General features: G+C 67.2%; 15 protein-coding genes. 7 read left to right on the top strand and 8 right to left on the bottom strand.

All coding sequences use genetic code 11. From position 1 onward, the window contains the following. Positions 1-25 precede the first annotated feature (25 nt). From AC52GN_RS03905 to AC52GN_RS03890, 4 genes are all read right to left on the bottom strand, one after another. The gene (locus AC52GN_RS03905) at positions 26-1,312 is read right to left on the bottom strand and encodes an MFS transporter (protein ID WP_496528244.1); all 1,287 of its coding nucleotides are present in this window, start codon (positions 1,310-1,312) and stop codon (positions 26-28) included. Between the two features lie 47 nt (positions 1,313-1,359). Beyond that, complete coding sequence (locus AC52GN_RS03900; RefSeq protein ID WP_496528243.1) at positions 1,360-3,573, bottom strand: alginate lyase family protein; 2,214 nt, start codon at positions 3,571-3,573, stop codon at positions 1,360-1,362. Beyond that, positions 3,573-5,738, bottom strand: coding sequence for a chondroitinase-B domain-containing protein (locus AC52GN_RS03895; RefSeq protein WP_496528242.1), 2,166 nt, complete (start codon positions 5,736-5,738; stop codon positions 3,573-3,575). Before AC52GN_RS03895 ends, AC52GN_RS03900 begins: the two co-directional genes overlap by 1 nt. Before the next feature lie 135 nt (positions 5,739-5,873). Further along, a complete protein-coding gene (locus tag AC52GN_RS03890) occupies positions 5,874-6,614 on the bottom strand; it encodes a FadR/GntR family transcriptional regulator (protein ID WP_343831439.1) in 741 nt (246 codons plus the stop codon). Between the two features lie 288 nt (positions 6,615-6,902). On the opposite strand from AC52GN_RS03890, the gene AC52GN_RS03885 reads away from it, so the two are divergent. Further along, positions 6,903-7,307 carry a hypothetical protein gene (locus AC52GN_RS03885; RefSeq protein ID WP_496528241.1) on the top strand — a complete coding sequence of 135 codons (405 nt, stop codon included), beginning with the start codon at positions 6,903-6,905 and terminating at the stop codon, positions 7,305-7,307. 190 nt (positions 7,308-7,497) lie between these two features. On the opposite strand, the gene AC52GN_RS03880 is transcribed toward AC52GN_RS03885, so the two are convergent. The 4 genes from AC52GN_RS03880 to AC52GN_RS03865 all read right to left on the bottom strand — a co-directional run bounded on the left by AC52GN_RS03880 (position 7,498) and on the right by AC52GN_RS03865 (position 10,722). After that, positions 7,498-8,256, bottom strand: a complete 759-nt coding sequence (locus AC52GN_RS03880) for a DUF6683 family protein (protein ID WP_496528240.1) — start codon at positions 8,254-8,256, stop codon at positions 7,498-7,500. A gap of 97 nt (positions 8,257-8,353) precedes the next feature. Then, entirely contained in the window at positions 8,354-9,016 is a 663-nt protein-coding gene (locus AC52GN_RS03875; RefSeq protein WP_087140545.1) for a hypothetical protein, read from the bottom strand. Positions 9,017-9,103: 87 nt separating this feature from the next. After that, positions 9,104-9,502, bottom strand: coding sequence for a flagellar biosynthetic protein FliO (locus AC52GN_RS03870; protein WP_496528239.1), 399 nt, complete (start codon positions 9,500-9,502; stop codon positions 9,104-9,106). After that, entirely contained in the window at positions 9,499-10,722 is a 1,224-nt protein-coding gene (locus AC52GN_RS03865) for an EscU/YscU/HrcU family type III secretion system export apparatus switch protein (protein WP_496528238.1), read from the bottom strand. Before AC52GN_RS03865 ends, AC52GN_RS03870 begins: the two co-directional genes overlap by 4 nt. 245 nt (positions 10,723-10,967) lie before the next feature. On the opposite strand from AC52GN_RS03865, the gene AC52GN_RS03860 reads away from it, so the two are divergent. The 6 genes from AC52GN_RS03860 to AC52GN_RS03835 are packed head-to-tail and all read left to right on the top strand — an operon-like array spanning position 10,968 to position 17,641. Further along, positions 10,968-11,708: a lytic transglycosylase domain-containing protein gene (locus AC52GN_RS03860; RefSeq protein WP_496528237.1), complete on the top strand. Its 741-nt coding sequence runs from the start codon at positions 10,968-10,970 to the stop codon at positions 11,706-11,708. Between the two features lie 52 nt (positions 11,709-11,760). Further along, on the top strand, positions 11,761-13,785 hold the full coding sequence (locus tag AC52GN_RS03855) for an FHIPEP family type III secretion protein (protein WP_496528236.1): 2,025 nt from the start codon (positions 11,761-11,763) through the stop codon (positions 13,783-13,785). A gap of 15 nt (positions 13,786-13,800) precedes the next feature. Beyond that, positions 13,801-15,900, top strand: a complete 2,100-nt coding sequence (gene sctC / locus AC52GN_RS03850; protein WP_496528235.1) for a type III secretion system outer membrane ring subunit SctC — start codon at positions 13,801-13,803, stop codon at positions 15,898-15,900. After that, positions 15,792-16,883, top strand: a complete 1,092-nt coding sequence (locus AC52GN_RS03845; RefSeq protein WP_496528763.1) for a SctD/MshK family protein — start codon at positions 15,792-15,794, stop codon at positions 16,881-16,883. The genes sctC and AC52GN_RS03845 overlap by 109 nt, the downstream gene beginning before the upstream one ends. Before the next feature lie 24 nt (positions 16,884-16,907). Further along, complete coding sequence (locus tag AC52GN_RS03840; RefSeq protein WP_112999251.1) at positions 16,908-17,216, top strand: hypothetical protein; 309 nt, start codon at positions 16,908-16,910, stop codon at positions 17,214-17,216. A gap of 26 nt (positions 17,217-17,242) precedes the next feature. Continuing rightward, complete coding sequence (locus AC52GN_RS03835) at positions 17,243-17,641, top strand: hypothetical protein (RefSeq protein WP_496528234.1); 399 nt, start codon at positions 17,243-17,245, stop codon at positions 17,639-17,641. Positions 17,642-17,648: the final 7 nt, after the last annotated feature.

Below are 17,648 nucleotides of genomic sequence, written 5' to 3'. Positions count from 1 at the left end.
AAGCAAAGTGATGATTGGGAAGGGATCAACCGCGCGCCGACGGAACATCGACCTTTTCGATGCGACCGGTCACGACCCAGATCGCGACCAGACAGAGCGGCACGAGCGCGGCCACGAGGATGAAAATCGGGGCGTAGGAGGCCTTGGTCATGACCGGCACAAGCCAAGTCGTGATCAAGGTTCCGGCTACGGCCGCCATGCCGCCGACGCCCGCCAAGGAGCCGACCGACTTGCCGTGGAAGACGTCGCCGGGCAGCGTCTGGATGTTGCCGATGGCGACCTGGAAGCCGAACAGCACGGCGGCGATGGTCAGCACGGCGATGGTGGGATCATTGGCCAGCACCGCGCCCAGCAGGGCCGGCGCCATGATCAGGCAGCCCAGGGTGATGACCCATTTGCGGGCGCGGTCGACTGAACGGCCCGAAGCAATCAGACGCCCCGACAGCCAGCCGCCGAACAGGCTGCCCAGCATGGCGCCGACGAAGGGCACCCAGGCGAAGATGCCGATCTGCTTGATGTCGAAGGAGAAGGTCTCGGCCAGATAGATCGGCAGCCAGGAGACGAACAGCCACCAGATCGGATCGAGGAAGAAGCGGGCCAGAACGATGCCCCAGCTCTGCCGGTGCGACATCATCTGCTTCAGGCTGGGCGCCTTGGCCGGTTCGGCCTCAGGCGTCGTAACCGTTTCGGCCGGAGCATCTAGAATCAGGGCGCGCTCGGCGGCGTTGACCCACGGGTGCTTGTCCGGTCCGGCGCGGTAGATCACCAGCCAGGGCAGCACCCAGATGAAGCCCAGGGCGCCGACCAGCAGGAAGGTGCCCTTCCAGCCCAGCGACAGGAAGAGCAAGGCGATCAGCGGCGCCGAGACGACGGCCCCGATCGAGGCCCCGGCGTTGAAGATGCCCTGGGCGAAGGCGCGCTCCTTGGGCGGGAACCACTCGGCGTTGGCCTTAACCGCACCAGGCCAGGCGCCGGCCTCGCTGACGCCCAGCATGGCGCGGAAGATGCCGAAGGAGGCGATGCTGCTGGCCGTGGCGTGCAGGGCGATCGAGATCGACCACAGGCCGATCGACCAGGCGAAACCCAGGCGCGTGCCGATGCGGTCGAACAGCCGTCCGAAGGCGAACTGGCCCGCCGCGTAGAAGAGCATGAAGATGGTGACCAGAAGGGCGTAATCCTCTTTGGTCGCGCCGATCTCGCCGGCGATCTCGGGCCACATCACCGCCAGGGCGTTGCGGTCGATGTAGTTGATCACCGTGGCCACGGCGATCATGGCGATGATGGCCCACCGGACGGCGGATCTCTTTTGCATGTCTGGTCCTCCCCTTGTCGGGCCGGTCGCGCGCGGCGCCGGCCTCTCTATTGATCCAGTCGCGCCCAGGGCCCGGTCCAACGCCAGATCCGACCGTTCGCCGTGACGACGTGGGCGGCGCGCGACGCCGGATCGTCGGCGACGCCCAAGACCACCGTCTTGCCGGAAGCGAGCGTCACGACGACCACCTCAGCGTCGGCGCCCCGCACGCTGCTCAGGTCGCGAATGGCGCTTTCGGCGCCGACCACGGTCTCGGCCCGGCCGTCGTAGCGGCCGTGCGGCTCCAGCACGCCGACGAAGGTCGCGTCCTTCTGGCCGTCGGCCCGCAGGATCAGGGCCGGCTCACGACGCAGGTTGAAGTCCGGATCATTGGCGCCGCTCTCGGCCAGGATGGCCTGGGCGGGAACGCTCGAGGCGAAACGCCAGGTGTAAAAGCGGCCATCCAGCAGCCAGGTCAGGCTGCGGCTGTCCTGCGACGGCTGGGAGACGGCGTCGACCCACATATGCTGATAGCCGTCGGCTGCGCCGAGGACCGCGCGGTCCCTCACCATGCGCTCGGCCTCGAAGCCTAGCTTCATGATGTGGCCGTTGTAGTGCAGCGGCAGGTCGTAGCGCGCCGGGCGCTCACCGGAGACGCGCAGCAGGTCGATGACGACCGGCCGCTCCAGTTCGGGATGTTCGACCAGGGCTTGAGTGCGCGTGAACGTCACCCCGTCATAGGCCTCTGTCTGGCGCGCCGAGACGATCTGCGTCCCCTCGGTCGTGTCGAAGAAGAGGACTTGAGGCGGGTGATCCTCGCCCGTCTGCCAGTGGCCGCCGAACTGGTTGCGTTCGTTCACCACCAGAGTGTTGTGCGCGACCGTCGCCTTGGCCCAGCTGTTGTTCTCGGGCAGGTAGATGCCGCCGGCCTTGGCCTCGATGTTGAGGAAGCGCGCGGCGCCGTAGTCGGTCACCACCGTCTGGCCGTTATCGTAGAAGAGCCAGTTCAGCTTGTCGAAATGGCCATGCCCCATGCCCATGGCGGTCGCCTTCTGGACCAGGGCCTGACCGTCCTCGCCGCCCGCACGCAAAATCGCCAACGCGCCTTGCGTCCCGTCCGGACCGTCGCTCAGCAACACCGAACGGAAGGCGTAGGGTTGCGCCGCGCCCGAAGCCGCCGCCTCGGCCACCTTCAGACCCTCCGGCGACAGGAGGGTCCGCCCCTGCCGTTGCGCGATGGACAGCAGCCCCGCGTCCTGGGTGCGCGCGTAGACGGAGGCGACTCCCGTCACCAGTTCCTCGGTGTCCAGTCCCTTGTCGAGGATGGCGTCATTGATCGGGATGAAATAGCCGCCGTAGCTGGACTGGATCAGCGTATCCACGGCCTTGAGCAGCACCCCGTCGCGACGCTGGAAGATGCCGCGTCCCGGCTCGTTCCGATCGATGGCCCCCGCGAAGATGATGAAGGGTGCCAAGGCGTAGCGCTGATAATAGGGCCCCTCTTCGTAATAGCCGTCGGGCGAGAAGAGCTGATCGATCTGGGTCAGGAAGCCGGCCGAGCCGTCCTTTTTCAGCCCGGTCAGGGCCTTGTCGGACAGGTCGCGGTCGCGCAGCACATAGCCGGTCATGCCGACGCCGGCGACGGCCCAGGTGGCGTGGTTGTGGATGCGCTCGAAATTCTCAGGCGTCTCCGCCGACAGGAAGCTGGCCATGCGACGGAAGACGTCACCGTCGATGCGGCGACGCTCCTCGGCGGTCAGGGTCTCGCGGATCGCGTCATAACCCTGGATCGAATAGACGAGCCAGACCGAGTCGTTCAGCGTCTGCCAGAACAGGCGGCCCGGGATCTGCCCACGGCCTGCCGGATGCGCGCCCAGCGTCGGATAGAGCTTGGCGTATTCCAGAAGCAGATCGCGAGCGAAGTCGGCGTAGGCCTTGTCGCCGGTCAGGCGATACAGGGCCCCGGCGTTGTAGATGGCCTGATAATTCCGCTTGTGCTGCTCGTGGGTGTAACCGCCGCCAGGATCGCGCGGGGTCGGGACATTGACGCCATCCGCCATGGCCGCGCGGACCAGCGCCTCGACCCGCTCGCGCTCGACGGCGAACAGAGGATAGGCGGAGCCCGCCTCTGCCATCCGCCGCCACTCCTGGGGCGTGGTCAGAACGGACGCGGTCTCGGCCGTGGCCGGGGCGGAGGCTTGCGCGACGGGGGCGGTCGTCGCCTGGGCGCTCAGCGCGCTGCTCGCGAGAAGAAGAGCCGTCAGGGGCAGGGCGCGCAGCATCAGAATTCCTCCGGAGCCGCGACGGGCGCGATGTCGGCTTGCATCTCGGGCGTACGGACCAGGCGGTTCCCGGCCACCGCCAGCACGGGCTCGCCGACGCGGTGGGAGAAGCTGATCGCGCCGCTGTCGGTCAGGGTGTTGCCGACTAGTTCGGCGTGCTGGACGCCTCGCATCAGGATCGACGGCCGCTCGGCCGAGCCGACACGCTCGAAGGTCGCCCCCTTGATCACCAGGCGCGGTCCGAAGGTGCTCTCGTCCGTGCCGCCGCGATAGAGGTCGACGACCGCCCCGCCGATGCGGCTGAAGGCGCCGCCCTCGATCTGAACCAGTTCGGCGTTGTAGGTGCCCCGGTCGTCCGTCTCGGCGGCGGCCGAGATCACCGAGCCGGTGATGTTGTCCACCCGCACGTCGCGCAGCAGCACCCGGTCGGCCATGACGCCCTTGCCCAGGGCGATCACGCCGAAGCCGCGATTGACCGTCAGGTCGCGGACCTCGACGCTTTCCAGCACCAGGTCGAAGTTCGCCGCGCTGGAACCGGGCGCCACCCGGATCACGGCGTTTCCGGTCTCGTCAGGGGCGTCAACGCCCGTCACCAACAGGCTCGCCAGCTTCAGCGAGCCGCCCTTGGCCACCTCGAACAGAGAAGGCCGCGAGAAGACGATCTCGACCCCACCCTGGTCCGAGCCCCGCACCGTCAGCGGCGCGCCGACGGTCAGGGTCCGGTCGACTGAATACCGGCCTGGCGCCAGCACCAGTACGTCGCCCGGACGGGCGGCAGCGACAGCGGCCTCGAGCGCACCCTCGGACGGCCCGACGGCGATCTCGACGCCCTGATCCAGGCGAACGACCTGAACGTCCTTGGGATACCAGGCCACTCCCGTCGCCTCGCGCGGGATCATGGTCAGATCGGGCGAGACGCCAGCGCCTTGCGACGTTTCGAGAACCAGCAACCCGTTCGCGCCGCGCACCAAGGCGATATCCCGCTGCGCCGCCTGAACATTGTCCGCAAAAATGACGCCCGACAGGTCGCCCAGCCTCCGCATCGGATCGTGGCCGTCCGAACTGACGATCAGGTTGCGCGCGAACCGGCTGTCGATGGGCGGCGCCGAACGCTCGGCGTCCATGCCCGCCCCCAGGAAAAGACTACGCGCGTCGATGATGGTGTTGTTCTCGATCACCGCGCCGACGACCTGATGGTAGCGGTTGATAGGGGAATCGGGCACGCCGTGCATCACGCTCAGCGCAGCGGTGAACCCATCGCCGGTGATCCCCTCCATATAGTTGTTCCGCACAGTCTGGTGGCGGTTGATGACGCGGATGCCCCCGGTGTGAGGCTTGCCGCCGCCGAGAAACACGTTGTTCTCGACCAGGTTTCCGTCGCCGTGGCGCAGGACCATGGACCCGCGCGAATGGAAGAAGACGTTGCCGCGATAGGTGTTGCCGCCCGACTTGTTCGAGACGATCTCGACCTCGCCGTCGGCGCCCTCGAACCAGTTGTTCTCGACCACGGTGTTAGACGCCGATAGGGAGTCGGCGCTGGTTCCCACGCGCAAGGTCTCGCCGCCATTGGAACCGAGGTTGGGGCGCGAGCCGAAGTAGTTGTGGTCGATAAGGTGGCGGTTATCGAGCCCCTGCTGTTCGTCGCGAACGACGACCAGCGTGGTCCCGACGTTGTTCTTGCCGGTCAGATGGTTGTGATCGAACCGGTTGTCGTGGCCGTACAGCGCCACCCAATTGTCGGACGTGGCCCGGTCGGGCTTGTTGTAGCCATCAATCACCAGGCCCGTGACGCGGCTGTCCACGGCCCGATGCTCCTTGGAGCGGCGGAAGGACACAACCTCCCCCGTCGGCGACCAGCCGTCGCGGAAGATCAGGTTGGACACCACCAGTTGACGTCCCGCCAGCCTGAGGTTGGACTGGCCCGACAGCACCACTCCGCCCGGGGTCTGGGCCGTCAGGGTGATCGGTTGGCCAGCCCGGCCCTCAGCCTCGAACAGGATCTGGAAGTCGCGCCACACCCCGTCCTTCAGGACAATGACGTCGCCAGGCCTAACGTCGCGCAGAACCCGCTGATACTCCGCCGGCGTCGCCACCAGGGTCGTGGTCTGGGCGGTCGCCGCCCCGGCCCAAAGCAAGCCGGCCGCAAGCGCCAATCTCGACAACATGATCGCCTCCCCCTCCGGCCCGCTTTGGTAGGGACCTGTTCGCGGTTTCGCATCCGCTGGAGAAAGCTATCAGTCAGGCCACCAAAGGCAACCTCTTGGTCATAAGAAAATGAACTAAAAACTAGACCAATTGGTCTAAACCGAATGCGTGCTAATCAGGAAACGCTCTCGGCTGGCCGCCATCTGGCGCTCCAGCGCCTCGAGCGCCGAGGCGGCGCTGGCGTCCAGCATAGCCGCCAGCAGGCGGTTGAAGTGGGTCCGCATGGCGCGCCGCGCTCCCGCCGGATCACGCGCCTTCAAGGCGTTGAGGATGGCCGCATGCTCATCCACACGCGATGAATCGTCGATCTCGCACACCGCCTGATGCGCAGCGCTAACCTCCGGAACCTCCGTCCGCATCCGCCACAGCGTCTCAATGGTGTGCAGCACAGCAGCGTTATTGGCCGAAGCCGCAATCACGCGATGAAACTCACGATCGGCCGCGTCAGGGTCCAGATCGGGGTTAGTCCCGCCCATGGCCGTGACAAGTTCGTCCAGCCGCGTCAGCGCCTCATCCGTAATGACCGACGCGGCCAAGGCCGCGGCCTCCGACTCGAAAAGAGAGCGCGCCTCGGTGACTTCGAAAGGACTGACCGCCGGCAGGGCGCCGGCCGGTTGCGGCGCCGAACAGACAAAGACGCCCGACCCTGTCTTGATCGCCAGCTTGCCTTGAGCTTGCAGCGCCACCTCCGCCTCACGCACAGTGACGCGACTGACACCGAAGCGTTCGGCCAACTCCCGCTCACCGGGTAGTTTGGCGCCAGGTCCGTAGCCTCCATCGGCGATGAGCTGGAGAATCTGGTCGGCGACCGCGTGGAAGAGACGTTTTTGACTCATGATGGCCAGTCTAGAGGAACCGAAGCGTCAGGCCAATCGGTCTGGCGCCCGAGATCGCCAACCGCGAGAGCGGAAGAAGGCCGGGATACTGTTCGTCCATATGTTGTCCGTTGCTCATTTCTGGATATGCTTCCTTGCCTAACGCGTCGATTTTGCGAGGATTTCATGCACATCCTGTCCGCCGCCGCCGCCATCGGTCTCCTCGGTTTGACGGCCTGCAGCCCGCCCCCCGACAGCGCTCCCAACGAGAAGCCTGTAGTTGAAGCTTCGCAAGCCGCGCCTCGAGTCATGACGGATACAGCACCGGCCTCCGCCTCCGACGCCGACGCCGACGCCTTGTTCAAGCGCGGCGAACCGGCGGACGCGACCATGACCCTGAATCGCGAGAGCGCCGGCTGGCGCGTCGCCTTCCGGGCCGGAGGCGTGCCGAATGGCCCCGCGACCGCCGCCGACTGTGAACTTCAGGCGGTCGGGCTGCAGGACCGAGAGGACGTCATCGCTGCGCGCGTGGTTCCGTTCGAGGGCGAACTGAACGTGATCACCGCCGCCGACATCGGGGCGGACGCCCCGGTCATTCAAGTCCGCATGGGGCCGGAGGGCGCGTTCGTTCAGGATGGCGGAGCCGCAGCCCGTTTCTGCGGCATGGGATCCGATATCGACGGCTTCTACCGCAGAACCGGATCTCCCGAGTGAACGGCCGGGACCGCTCTCCGGGCGTCCCCGCCTCACCCTACCGTCGCCGAAGCAAGGCCGCGCCAATCACCGCAACGACGAGGGCTACGGTCGCCAATCCAGCCGCCCCATAGATCATAAGGCCCGGAGAGAGACGGCTCCGCATATTCTCAGACGAGGGTTTGGCCTCCGGGCGCCCGCCCTGCCCCTTTCAAGAAGCGGCTACGAACCCGTTTCCGGTCAGTCGCAATTGGCGCAGATCGACGTTCATCTCATTCTGGAACCGCGTCGTCGCCGCGTTCTGCAGGCGACGCTGCATCGTCGCGTCGTTGTCCCGCATGGCGTCTTCATAGGCGACGCTCTGAGCGATGAAGTTGAGGATGAGAACCTCCGCCATCTCCTGCTTCTGCGCGTCATTCAGGCCTGTAAAGGAACGATTGTCGCCCATCATGGCGCGAACTTGCGACTGAACGCTCTGGACCTGAGCCCTGCTGACGGATCTTACATCGTTGGCGATCTGCCAGTTCAGCATCCAGTAGGCCGTCATGGCGTCCGCCACATCACCACGACGCAAGCCGTATTGTGAAACGTGCTGTCCCCAGCGGGCGAAGAAGTCCTGCTGATCCATCGCCGCCGCGATTCCCGCCCCGTCGCCGCCTGTCGAGCGGACAAAGTCCGCGAATTGGCGTTTGACGCGCTGCGTGATGGCCGGCGACGACTGATATGTGGTGCGGGCGGATGCGACGGCGCGACGGCCCGACGCCGCCGCTCCAGCCGCCACTCCGCCTCGCGCGGGAGCACGCGCCTGAGAGGACGACTCCATCATGTTGTCGCGCATGGCGGCGTGCATCTGGTTCATCGCGTCCGCCGTCGCGAAGCCCTGGAAGGCGTAGTCCTGAGCCTGTATCTGGGACGCACAGAGCAGAACCGCTGCGACCGCTCCCGCCAGAAACACCTGCTTGCCGCTCATCTCCGCCTCTCCCTCACTCTGAAAAACGCTCATTCCTCAAAAGCACAACGGCGGGCGAAGGTTTCGCCCGCCGTTCCACAAATCAGCCTTCTCGGCCTTATCCCTGCTTGCGAGCCAGGGTCGAAGCGGATTCGCCGATCGACTTCAGGGCGTTGTTCAGGGCTTGGGACACGAAGTCCAACTCCTTGCCGACGGCCGTCATCTCGGCTGACAGGCTGCCCATCTTCGGCTTCTTCTTCTGGCTTTCGGCGTCGATCTTCTCGCCGATCTCGGCCATGCGCTCCATCTTGGCGTCCAGGACGCTGCCCAGCGCCAGCGCCAGGCGCAGCATGAAGCTCTTGCCGTTCAGGCCGCCGGGGACGGCGTTGCCTTCTTCATCGCGGCCGCCGGTGCGGGCCTTCTCCAGGGTCTTGTCGACCAAATCCTGAACGATGTCGTTCATCTGGCGCTCGATGCCGCCGGCTTCGAAGGCGCCGCCGCCCGTGGCCTGGGCCAGGCCCGCCGCGGATTCGCCGATGCTCTGGAAGGCGCCGCCCGTGTTGCCCGTCGCTGCTGCGAAAGCGCCGATCGACAGATCGATCACCGACTGCGGAAGGCCCAGAGCCTGACCGACCTGCTGCAGGACCTGCTGGCCGATGGACGACACGACCTGGGTCAGAGCCGCCTGAACCAGAGCCGAGGTGCCGCCCGTCGCGACCGCCAGGGCCGCCTGGCTGATGAGGCTGCCGATATTGAAGCCGCCGCCGCCGATGCCGAACATGATCTTTCTCCGAATGGTGTGCGTTTCCGGTTCGCCGGCCAGGCGCTTCGCCCGGAAACCCGACGACCTCACGAAACCACCCGTCCCTTATCCTCGGTAGTCAGGCCGTTCCCCAGCTAGGGACTTCCCTAGCCAACGACGCAGACGCGGCGGGAGGCGGGCGGCGACCGCCGCTGTCTGGACGCTCGCGGCCTCGGCGCGGGCGGCATCCTCGGCGATCTCTTCGGCCGTGCGGGCGCGACGGTCCAGAACGGTGATCCCGCCCGCCGTGACGCCCAGCAACAGCACCTCGTCGCGCCAGACCACCACGGTCGCCCGTTCGCGCGCGCCCAACGGCAGGGAACGGATGAAGCGGATCTCATCGCCGCTGGGGGCCCCGCTCTGGACCTTCTTCAACATGCGGATCGAGAAGAAGGCCAACCCCAGCACCAGGGCGAGCGCGACCAGGACGGTCAGAAAGTCCATCAACAAGGCGAACGGCGTCATTGCGTCTCCGGAGAGGAAGCCACGCCGTCCTCGGGCATGGCGGGAAAGAGAGGACCGTTGCGGACAGGAGCGGCTTCAACCGCAGCGCCCTCGCCCGGATCTGCGCCCTGACCTTCGACCTCGTCGGTCAGGTCGACGGGGTCGAGCGCCTCGCCGCGCGCCGCTTCATCGCGCAGGCGGCGCGCCGTCAGGATCACCTCGGCGACGGCGGCGAACATGTCCTCGGGCACCACAGCCTCGACCGGCACCTGTTCGTGCAGGGCGCGGGCCAGAGGAACGTTGCGGATGATCGGCACCCCTTCGCGCTCGGCCATGCCGCGCATGGCGCGGGCGATCAGGCCGTCGCCCTTGCCCGCCACCACGGGCACGACGTGCTCGCCGGGATCATAGGCCAGGGACACGGCGATATGGGTCGGATTGACCACCAGGGCGGCGGCCCCGCGCACGGACCCGACGGCGCTGGATTGAGCCCACTCCTGAGCCAGTTCGCGGCGGCGCGCCTTGACCGTAGGATCGCCTTCCATGTCCTTCGCCTCCTGACGGATATCGCGTCGGCTCATCCGCAGCCGTTTCATGAAGCTGAAGCGCTGGTAGGCCGAATCCAGGATGGCCACGAAGACGAACACCACCAGGGTCCAGCCCAGCAGGTGAAAGCCCGCCGCGCCGAACGCGCCCAGCACCTCGCCCGGCTGCGCCGCCGGCAGGCGCAGGATGCGATCGAACTGGCCGAACAGGATCAGTCCCGCCAGCCCCAGCAGCAAGGCCGTCTTCACCAGCGACTTCACCACCTCGAACAGGTTGTCGGTGTTGAACATCCGCTTCAGCCCCTCGCCGGGGTTCAGATGATCCAGCTTGGGCGTCATCTTCTCGAGGGTGAAGACCGGCCCGGTCTGCAGGAACTCCATCAGCGACGCGAACAGAGCCACCGGCAGCAGCAACAGCGCCGTCAGATAGACGAACCGCCGCGCCGCCGACCAGGCGACCTGTTCGAAGGCGTCGCCGAACGGCTGGTCCATCACACGGAATACATCGTCGAACAGGGCGGCGAAATTCGCGAACACCGCCCCCGCCAGCATCAGGCCGACCAGCAGCCAGGCCAGCAGCACGGCGGTGGAGCCGACGTCCTTGCTCTTGGCGACGTCGCCCTTCTTGCGCGCGTCCTGAAGCCGTTTCGGTGTCGGCCGCTCCGTCTTGTCGCCACCGTCGTTCTTCTCCGCCACGCGCGCTCCGCTTCATCGAACAGGGATGAAAAACATCAAAAACGAGCTTTGCTGAATACAGAAACGGCAAAGCTTATGGTCAAGCTTACACTTTATCCGAACCCTGACCGCTTCAGAAAAAAAGCAAGCTAGGGTTAACCCTACTGGCAAAAATTTTCATTACCGATCTCGTTGACAACATTCATGAGCAATAATATCGCTGTCACACAAGATCGAAATTCACATAGCTTCGGGCGAAATACGAAGTGAGACAATTTTGCTCGGTAACCGGCACAGTAATACTTGTTATTACTGCATGGAATCATTCCGCAATTGCGGAAGACTGTAGCGTCGCCTCGCCGCAGCTGGTCGCTTCAGCCGCTTCCGTCAGCCAGTTTTCCCTGGCGCTGGGAAGCGGAGCGGTCGGATCAACGCCTTGCTCTGCACACGCCCCGCGAGAGGCTCAGGCGGCGCAGCAACTGCTGATCTACGACAATGAGTCGCCGACCGAGGTGATCGGTTCCTCAGAAACCGTTGCTTTTTACAGGTCGGAAAGTGTCACGACCGGCGCGGAACCGCATCGCAGGAGGACGCCGCATGGCGATCTGATCACAGCGGCGGCGCGCGAACACGACATCGACCCGGCCCTCCTGCAGGCGATCATCAGCGTGGAATCCGCTGACGACACGAACGCCCGCTCGCCCGTCGGCGCTCGCGGCCTGATGCAGGTGATGCCCGCCACCGGCCGCCGCTTCGGCGTCGCCGACGAGATGCGGCTGCACGAGCCGGAAACCAACATTCGCGCCGCCTCGCGCTACCTGAAGACGTTGCAGGGCCTGTTCGGCAACGACCTGCGCCTGGTGCTGGCCGCCTACAACGCCGGCGAAGGCGCCGTGCAGCGTTACGGCCGCAACATCCCGCCCTACCGCGAGACCCAGGACTACGTCCGCAAGGTCATGGCTCGCTACGACCAGCTCCTCACCGCCCGCCGTTCCTCCTTCCGATAGTTCTCACCGATCTCCGTTCGGCCTGATCCGCCGGCAGCCACAAGGCGCGTCCATGTCCTTCGCCAGCCCGCTGAAACTGCTGGGCCTGCGCCATAACGGCGGAGGCGTCGGTCGCTACTCGGACCTGTTTCTGGTGGCGGGGGTGGCGGCGATCATCGCCATGATGATCATGCCCCTGCCGTCGCTGGCGATCGATGCCCTGGTAGCGATCAACATCAGCGCGGGCGTGGTGATGCTGCTGGTGTCGATCTACATCGCCTCGATCGTCGACATCTCGGTCTTCCCCAGCCTGCTGCTGATCACGACCCTGTTCCGGCTGGCGCTGTCGATCGCGACGACGCGGATGATCCTGCTGGAAGGCCACGCCGGGGCGATCATCAACACCTTCGGCAACATGGTGGCGGGCGGCAATCTGGTCGTCGGCCTGGTGGTCTTCCTGATCATCACCGTCGTGCAGTTCATCGTCATCGCCAAGGGAGCCGAACGGGTGGCCGAGGTCGCCGCCCGCTTCAGCCTGGACGCCATGCCGGGCAAGCAGCTGTCGATCGATTCCGATCTGCGCTCGGGTCTGATCGACAAGGACGAGGCCAAGCGCCGCCGCCGCCTGCTCGAGATGGAGAGCAAGCTGAACGGCAATCTCGACGGCGCGATGAAGTTCGTGAAGGGCGACGCCATCGCCGGGATCATCATCGTGGTGATCAACCTGCTGGGCGGCCTGGCCGTGGGCATGTTGCAGAACGGCATGGATTTCGGCGCGGCGGTCCAGAAATACTCCATCCTGACCATCGGCGACGGCATGGTGATGCAGATTCCGGCCCTGCTGGCGGCCATGTCGGCGGGCCTGCTGGTGACGCGCGGCGGCGATTCCGAGACCGACGCCCACCTGGGCGCCTCGATGCACCGCCAGTTATCGGCCCAGCCGAAGGTCTTCCTGGTCGCGGGCGGCATGTGCTGGCTGCTGGCCCTGGTGCCCGGTTTTCCGACCGTGGTCTTCCTGCTGCTGGGCGCGGTCGCCATGACCGCCTCGGTCATGATCGAGCCGCGTTGGCGCAAGTCGGCCGGGCGCAGGGTCAAGGCCCTGACCGGCCGCGCCGCCGCCGAAGCCGACGGTCCCATCGCCTCGACCCAGACACGGCCGACCGAAGGCGCCGCCATGACGCCTCTGCTGCTGGAGATCGACGGCCGCGCCCTGCGCGCGACCGATCCCGAGCGCCTGACCGCCGCCCTGGAGACCCTGCTGGACGAGTTCGAAGCCTCGCTGGGCGTGGCACTGCCGCGCGTGACGGTGCGCTACGGCCCGGCCGAGGCGGCGGACCGCTGGCGGCTGATGGCGTTCGAGGCGCCCTTGGGCGCGGGCGATCCCGGCCCGGCCGAAGACGCGCTGGAGGCGACGCTGGCCGGCGTGCGCGGGCTGCTGCGTCGCAACGCGGGGATGTTTATCGGCATCCAGGAGGCCTCGATCCTGCTGAACCGCGCCGGAGAGAGCTATCCCGAGGTGGTCAAGGAGGTCGCGCGCGCCCTGCCCCTGGCCCGCATCGCCGAGATCATGCGTCGCCTGGCCGAGGAAGAGGTGCCGCTGCGAAACCTGCGCGACATCCTGGAATCCCTGGCCGACGCCGGTCAGCGCGAGAAGGACCCGCTGGCCCTGACCGAGTTCGCCCGCGTGGCCCTGCGTCGCCAGATCAGCCACCGCTACGCTCCCGACGGCGTGCTGAAGGCCGCCGTGCTGGAGCCCGCGCTGGAGAAGCACCTGCGCGAATCCATCCGCGTCGGCGGCGCCGGTCAGCAGCTGGCGCTGGAGCCGGACATGGCCCGCCAGATCATCGAGGCCGTGCAGACGACGGTGCGCGACACGAACGCCGACGCCGTGCTGGCCGCCATCGACCTGCGCCGTCACATCCGCAAGCTGGTCGAGCCGGAGCTGTTCGACACCCCCGCCCTGTCGTTCCACGAGCTGCTGCCCAGCCTGAAGCTCGAGATCGTCGGCCGGGTCGCCCTGCCCGACCTCGACGCGGCGACGCCGGCGGCTGTTCCCGCCCCCTCCGCTCCCCCCGCCTCCACGGCCGCTGCGGCCTGAAACGACGGACCCTGCATGACGATCAAGACGCCGACCGCCCGCAAGAGCCTCAAGACCGCCCTCCTGGCCATGGCTTCCCTGGCCACGCTGCTCGGCCTGTCCGCGCCCGCTGCGGCGGGCGACCCGCCGATCGGCAACCAGACCCTGCAGATCGCCCCGCGCGAACAGCCGGTGGGTCAGTTCCTGCAAAGCTTCTTCGGCCAGCTGGGCGTGCCGGTGATCATCAGCCCCAACCTGCGAGGGACGGTGAACGGCGCCTTCAGCGGCCCGGCCTCGACCATCTTCAGCCAGGTGGCGGACGCCTTCGACCTGGTGGCCTATTACGACGGCGGGGCGGTCTACATCTATCAGACCTCCGAACTGACCAGTCAGTCGATCCCCGCCTCGCCGCAAATGCTGCGCCGCGTGCGCGCCACGGCGCAGGAAATGGGCCTGCTGGACAGCCGCAACACCCTGCAGCCCGCCGGGCAGATGCTGATCGCCAACGGCACCCGCCGCTTCATCCAGCAGATCGACGAGATCGCCCGGGCCGGCCCCGGCGCCCGCGCCGAAGCCGCCCAACCGACCTATGAGTATCGCGTCTTCACCCTGCGCTACGCCTGGGCCGAGGACGTGACCTTCGAGACGGCCCAGAGCGAAGTCACCATTCCAGGCGTCGCCTCCATCCTGCGCGCCATGGTCAGCAACGACCCGAACGGCGCCGTCGCCCGCCGCATCGAGACGCGACGCTCGCCGCGCGTCGGGGGCCTGCGCGGTCAGGGCCTGGCGTCGCAGGGCGCGGCGCAGAACGGCCTGATGGACGCCAGCTATGTCGATGGCGGCTTCACCCCCACGCCGGACACGCTCGGTCTGGCGCTGGCGGATGAGCAGATGGCGGGCGGCGCGCCGGTCCAGCATGCGCGCATCCAGGCCGACACGCGCCTGAACGCCGTCATCGTGCGCGACACGGCCGACCGCATGGCCGCCTATGAGGCGCTGATCGCCGCCCTGGACAAGGAGCCGCAGCTTCTCGAGATCCAGGCCACCATCATCGACATCGACACCACTCGCGCCCGTCAACTGGGCATCAGCTGGCGCTTCGACGACGGGCGCGGCGGAGTGCTGTTCGGCGACGGCACGCGCAACGACGACCGCCTGCGTCGCGGCCAGGACATCACCCCGCGCAACAACGGCCTGGCCATCTCGACCATCATCGGCAACGGCGATTACTTCGTCTCGCGCATCACGGCGATGGAGGATGAAGGCGTCGCCCGCATCGTCTCGCGGCCGCAGATCGTCACCCTGTCGAACGTCCAGGCCCTGTTCGAGAACACCCGCAGCTTCTACGTCGGCCTGGAAGGCGAACGGGACGTCGACCTCTACAACGTCACCGCCGGGACCACGCTGAAGGTCACGCCCCACGTCCTGCGCGACCAGAACCAGACCCGCATCCGGATGCAGATCCAGATCGAGGACGGCTCCCTGACCGACGCCGACGTCGACGACATCCCGGTCGTGCAACGCGCGGCCCTGAACACCCAGGCCATGATCCTGGAAGGCCAGAGCCTGCTGCTGGGCGGCATGGTGGTGCAGCAGGACGTCAACGCCGTGACCAAGGTGCCGGTGCTGGGAGACATCCCGGCTGTGGGCCTGCTGTTCCGTCGCTCGGAGCGTTCGACGGGCCGGATCGAGCGTCTGTTCCTGATCACGCCGCGCCTGGCGTCCATCGGCGAGGAAGCGCCTGCGCCGCGTCTGGACTTCGGCGCCATTCCCGGCTCGCCCGAAACCCAGCCCCTGCCCGTCGCCCCGGCCCTGCCCAAGGGCGGATCGCGCATGGGCTTCAACCAGGGTTCGGCGCCGAACGACCCCCTGCCCGCCCCGGCCGCTACGCCCGCCGTCGCCGTGCGCGAAGCGCCTCCCCCGGCTTCACCCCCTATGAACCGGCCAAGGACTGATCCGCCATGCCCGCCGACGCCGTCGCCGCACCCGAGATCGAAAGCCTGGTCCTTCGCGTCCTGGCCGGGCGCGTGCGCGGCGCCTCGGCGCCTCTGGAACGTGGCCGCGTCATCGCCGTGGGCCATGACCTGGACGCCGACATCGTGCTGCGCGACGCCAGCGCCGAGGGAGTGCGGCTGACGCTGAAGGCGCGGGCGGACGCCGCCGACCTGGACCTGACGTCCGGCTCCGTAACCTTGCTGGGGCATGAACTGACCGCCCCGGCTCAGGCTATCCTGCCCCTCTATCTTCCGCTGCTGATCGGCGACAACGCCGTCGCCATCGGCGAGGCAGAAAGCCCGCGCTGGAGCGAGGCCGAGCGCATCCTGGCCGCCGCCCGCCCCTTGCCGCACGATGACGGCGATGAGGACGACGCCCCGGCTGGCGACGGCCGCAACTGGCAATATCTGCTGAACAACACCAACGCCCTGGTGTCGCGCTCGGCCAAGTTCGTTCCGGTGCTGCTGATCGCCGTGGTCACCATCTCGGCCCTTTTCGCCATCAGCTCGGGCATCCCCGCCTGGCCCAAGTCGCAGCCCAAGCCCGCCAAGGTCCAGGCCGTCCTGTCGGAGGAAGGCTTCGACAAGCTGGTCGTCATCAAGACCGAGGCCGGCGACCTGCGCATCGAGGGAATGCTGACCTCGGACGCCGAGCGCGTGCGCCTGCAACGCGTCCTGGCGTCCCGCGAATGGCGCCCCCGCCTGGAGCTTCAGACCCACGACGGCATCGCCCGCCAGGTCGAGGAGCTCTACCTCGCCAACGGGGTGAAGGCGGCCGCGCGCTCGGTCGGCGCGGGCATGGTGCGCCTGGACGTCACCGGCAGCGACCCTGACGAAGCCGCCCGCCTGGAGCGACTGGCCATGGGCGAGGTCAAGGGCCTGCGTCGCATCGACGTCAGCCTGCTGCCGGGCGCCGACGAGGGCGGCCGCTTCGAGGACATTCAACAGGGCGGCGGAAAGCGCGTGGTGTCGGTGATCGGCGGCGAGCGCGGCCACGTCACCACCGCCGACGGCGCCCGCTACTTCCCCGGCGCCGTCCTGCCGACCGGCCACCGCATCGTCTCGATCGAGGACACCCGCGTCCTGGTCGAGCGCAACGGCTCCCGTTCCGAACTCAACTTCTGACCCCAGCCCAAAAGGAGAATTCCCATGTCATCCCAAAGTCTGAACGGCCTCGGAATGCTGGCCGTCTCGCCCGGCCTGAACAGCGAGCGCGACAAGGCCCGCCCCGGCTCCTGGTTCGAGGCCATGGCCCATTCCTGGGGCCAGACCCTGGACGCCCAGGCCGGCCGTATCGTCGAGCTGTCCGAACAGATCGGACCGGGCGGCGAGGACAAGCCCTCGACCATGGCCATGCTGACCGCCGAGTCGATGCGCATGAACTTCATGGCCAACTCCTCCTCCACCTCGACCGACTCCGTCGGCAAGGCGCTGGAGACCATGGCTCGCAAGAACTGAGCCCTTCATTTCAACAGGAGGGGCTCATGTCCTTCGAAGCTTCAGCCGCCGCAGCGGCCATGCCGCCCGAGATGCTGCAACTCCAGACGCAGCAGATCGACGTCGGCTACAACGCCACCCTCAGTCAGGCGGTGCAGTTCCAGAACCTGCTGCACGTCACGCCCCTGTCGGCTCCGGCCGCCCCGACCGAGCCCAATGGCGTCATGAAGACCATGATGGGCGCCCTGGAGCAGGTGAACGGTCAGGCCTCGGACCTGGCCGCCCTGGCCCAGGCCGCCGAGGGCAAGGCCGGCGGCATGACGCCGGGCGAGATGGTCATGATGACCGTCCGCGCGCACGAGTTCATGTTCAACTGCCAACTCTCCTCCAACATGGCCAACCGCACCTCGGACGGCCTGCAGCAGCTGTTCCGGCAACAGTCCTGAGGGAGGC

It is taken from the genome of Brevundimonas sp. SS2672 (genome assembly GCF_059579685.1).
The sequence above is the reverse complement of the archived record's forward strand: the minus strand, read 5'-3'. Positions and strand labels throughout refer to the sequence as shown.

Coding starts and splice junctions, on each gene's coding strand:
- AC52GN_RS03870 (WP_496528239.1), bottom strand. CDS start 9,502: ATGACGCCGTTCGCCTTGTTGATGGACTTTCTGACCGTCCTGGTCGCG.
- AC52GN_RS03880 (WP_496528240.1), bottom strand. CDS start 8,256: ATGAGCGGCAAGCAGGTGTTTCTGGCGGGAGCGGTCGCAGCGGTTCTG.
- AC52GN_RS03840 (WP_112999251.1), top strand. CDS start 16,908: ATGTCATCCCAAAGTCTGAACGGCCTCGGAATGCTGGCCGTCTCGCCC.
- sctC (WP_496528235.1), top strand. CDS start 13,801: ATGACGATCAAGACGCCGACCGCCCGCAAGAGCCTCAAGACCGCCCTC.
- AC52GN_RS03855 (WP_496528236.1), top strand. CDS start 11,761: ATGTCCTTCGCCAGCCCGCTGAAACTGCTGGGCCTGCGCCATAACGGC.
- AC52GN_RS03885 (WP_496528241.1), top strand. CDS start 6,903: ATGACGGATACAGCACCGGCCTCCGCCTCCGACGCCGACGCCGACGCC.
- AC52GN_RS03890 (WP_343831439.1), bottom strand. CDS start 6,614: ATGAGTCAAAAACGTCTCTTCCACGCGGTCGCCGACCAGATTCTCCAG.
- AC52GN_RS03875 (WP_087140545.1), bottom strand. CDS start 9,016: ATGTTCGGCATCGGCGGCGGCGGCTTCAATATCGGCAGCCTCATCAGC.
- AC52GN_RS03895 (WP_496528242.1), bottom strand. CDS start 5,738: ATGTTGTCGAGATTGGCGCTTGCGGCCGGCTTGCTTTGGGCCGGGGCG.
- AC52GN_RS03905 (WP_496528244.1), bottom strand. CDS start 1,312: ATGCAAAAGAGATCCGCCGTCCGGTGGGCCATCATCGCCATGATCGCC.
- AC52GN_RS03835 (WP_496528234.1), top strand. CDS start 17,243: ATGTCCTTCGAAGCTTCAGCCGCCGCAGCGGCCATGCCGCCCGAGATG.
- AC52GN_RS03900 (WP_496528243.1), bottom strand. CDS start 3,573: ATGCTGCGCGCCCTGCCCCTGACGGCTCTTCTTCTCGCGAGCAGCGCG.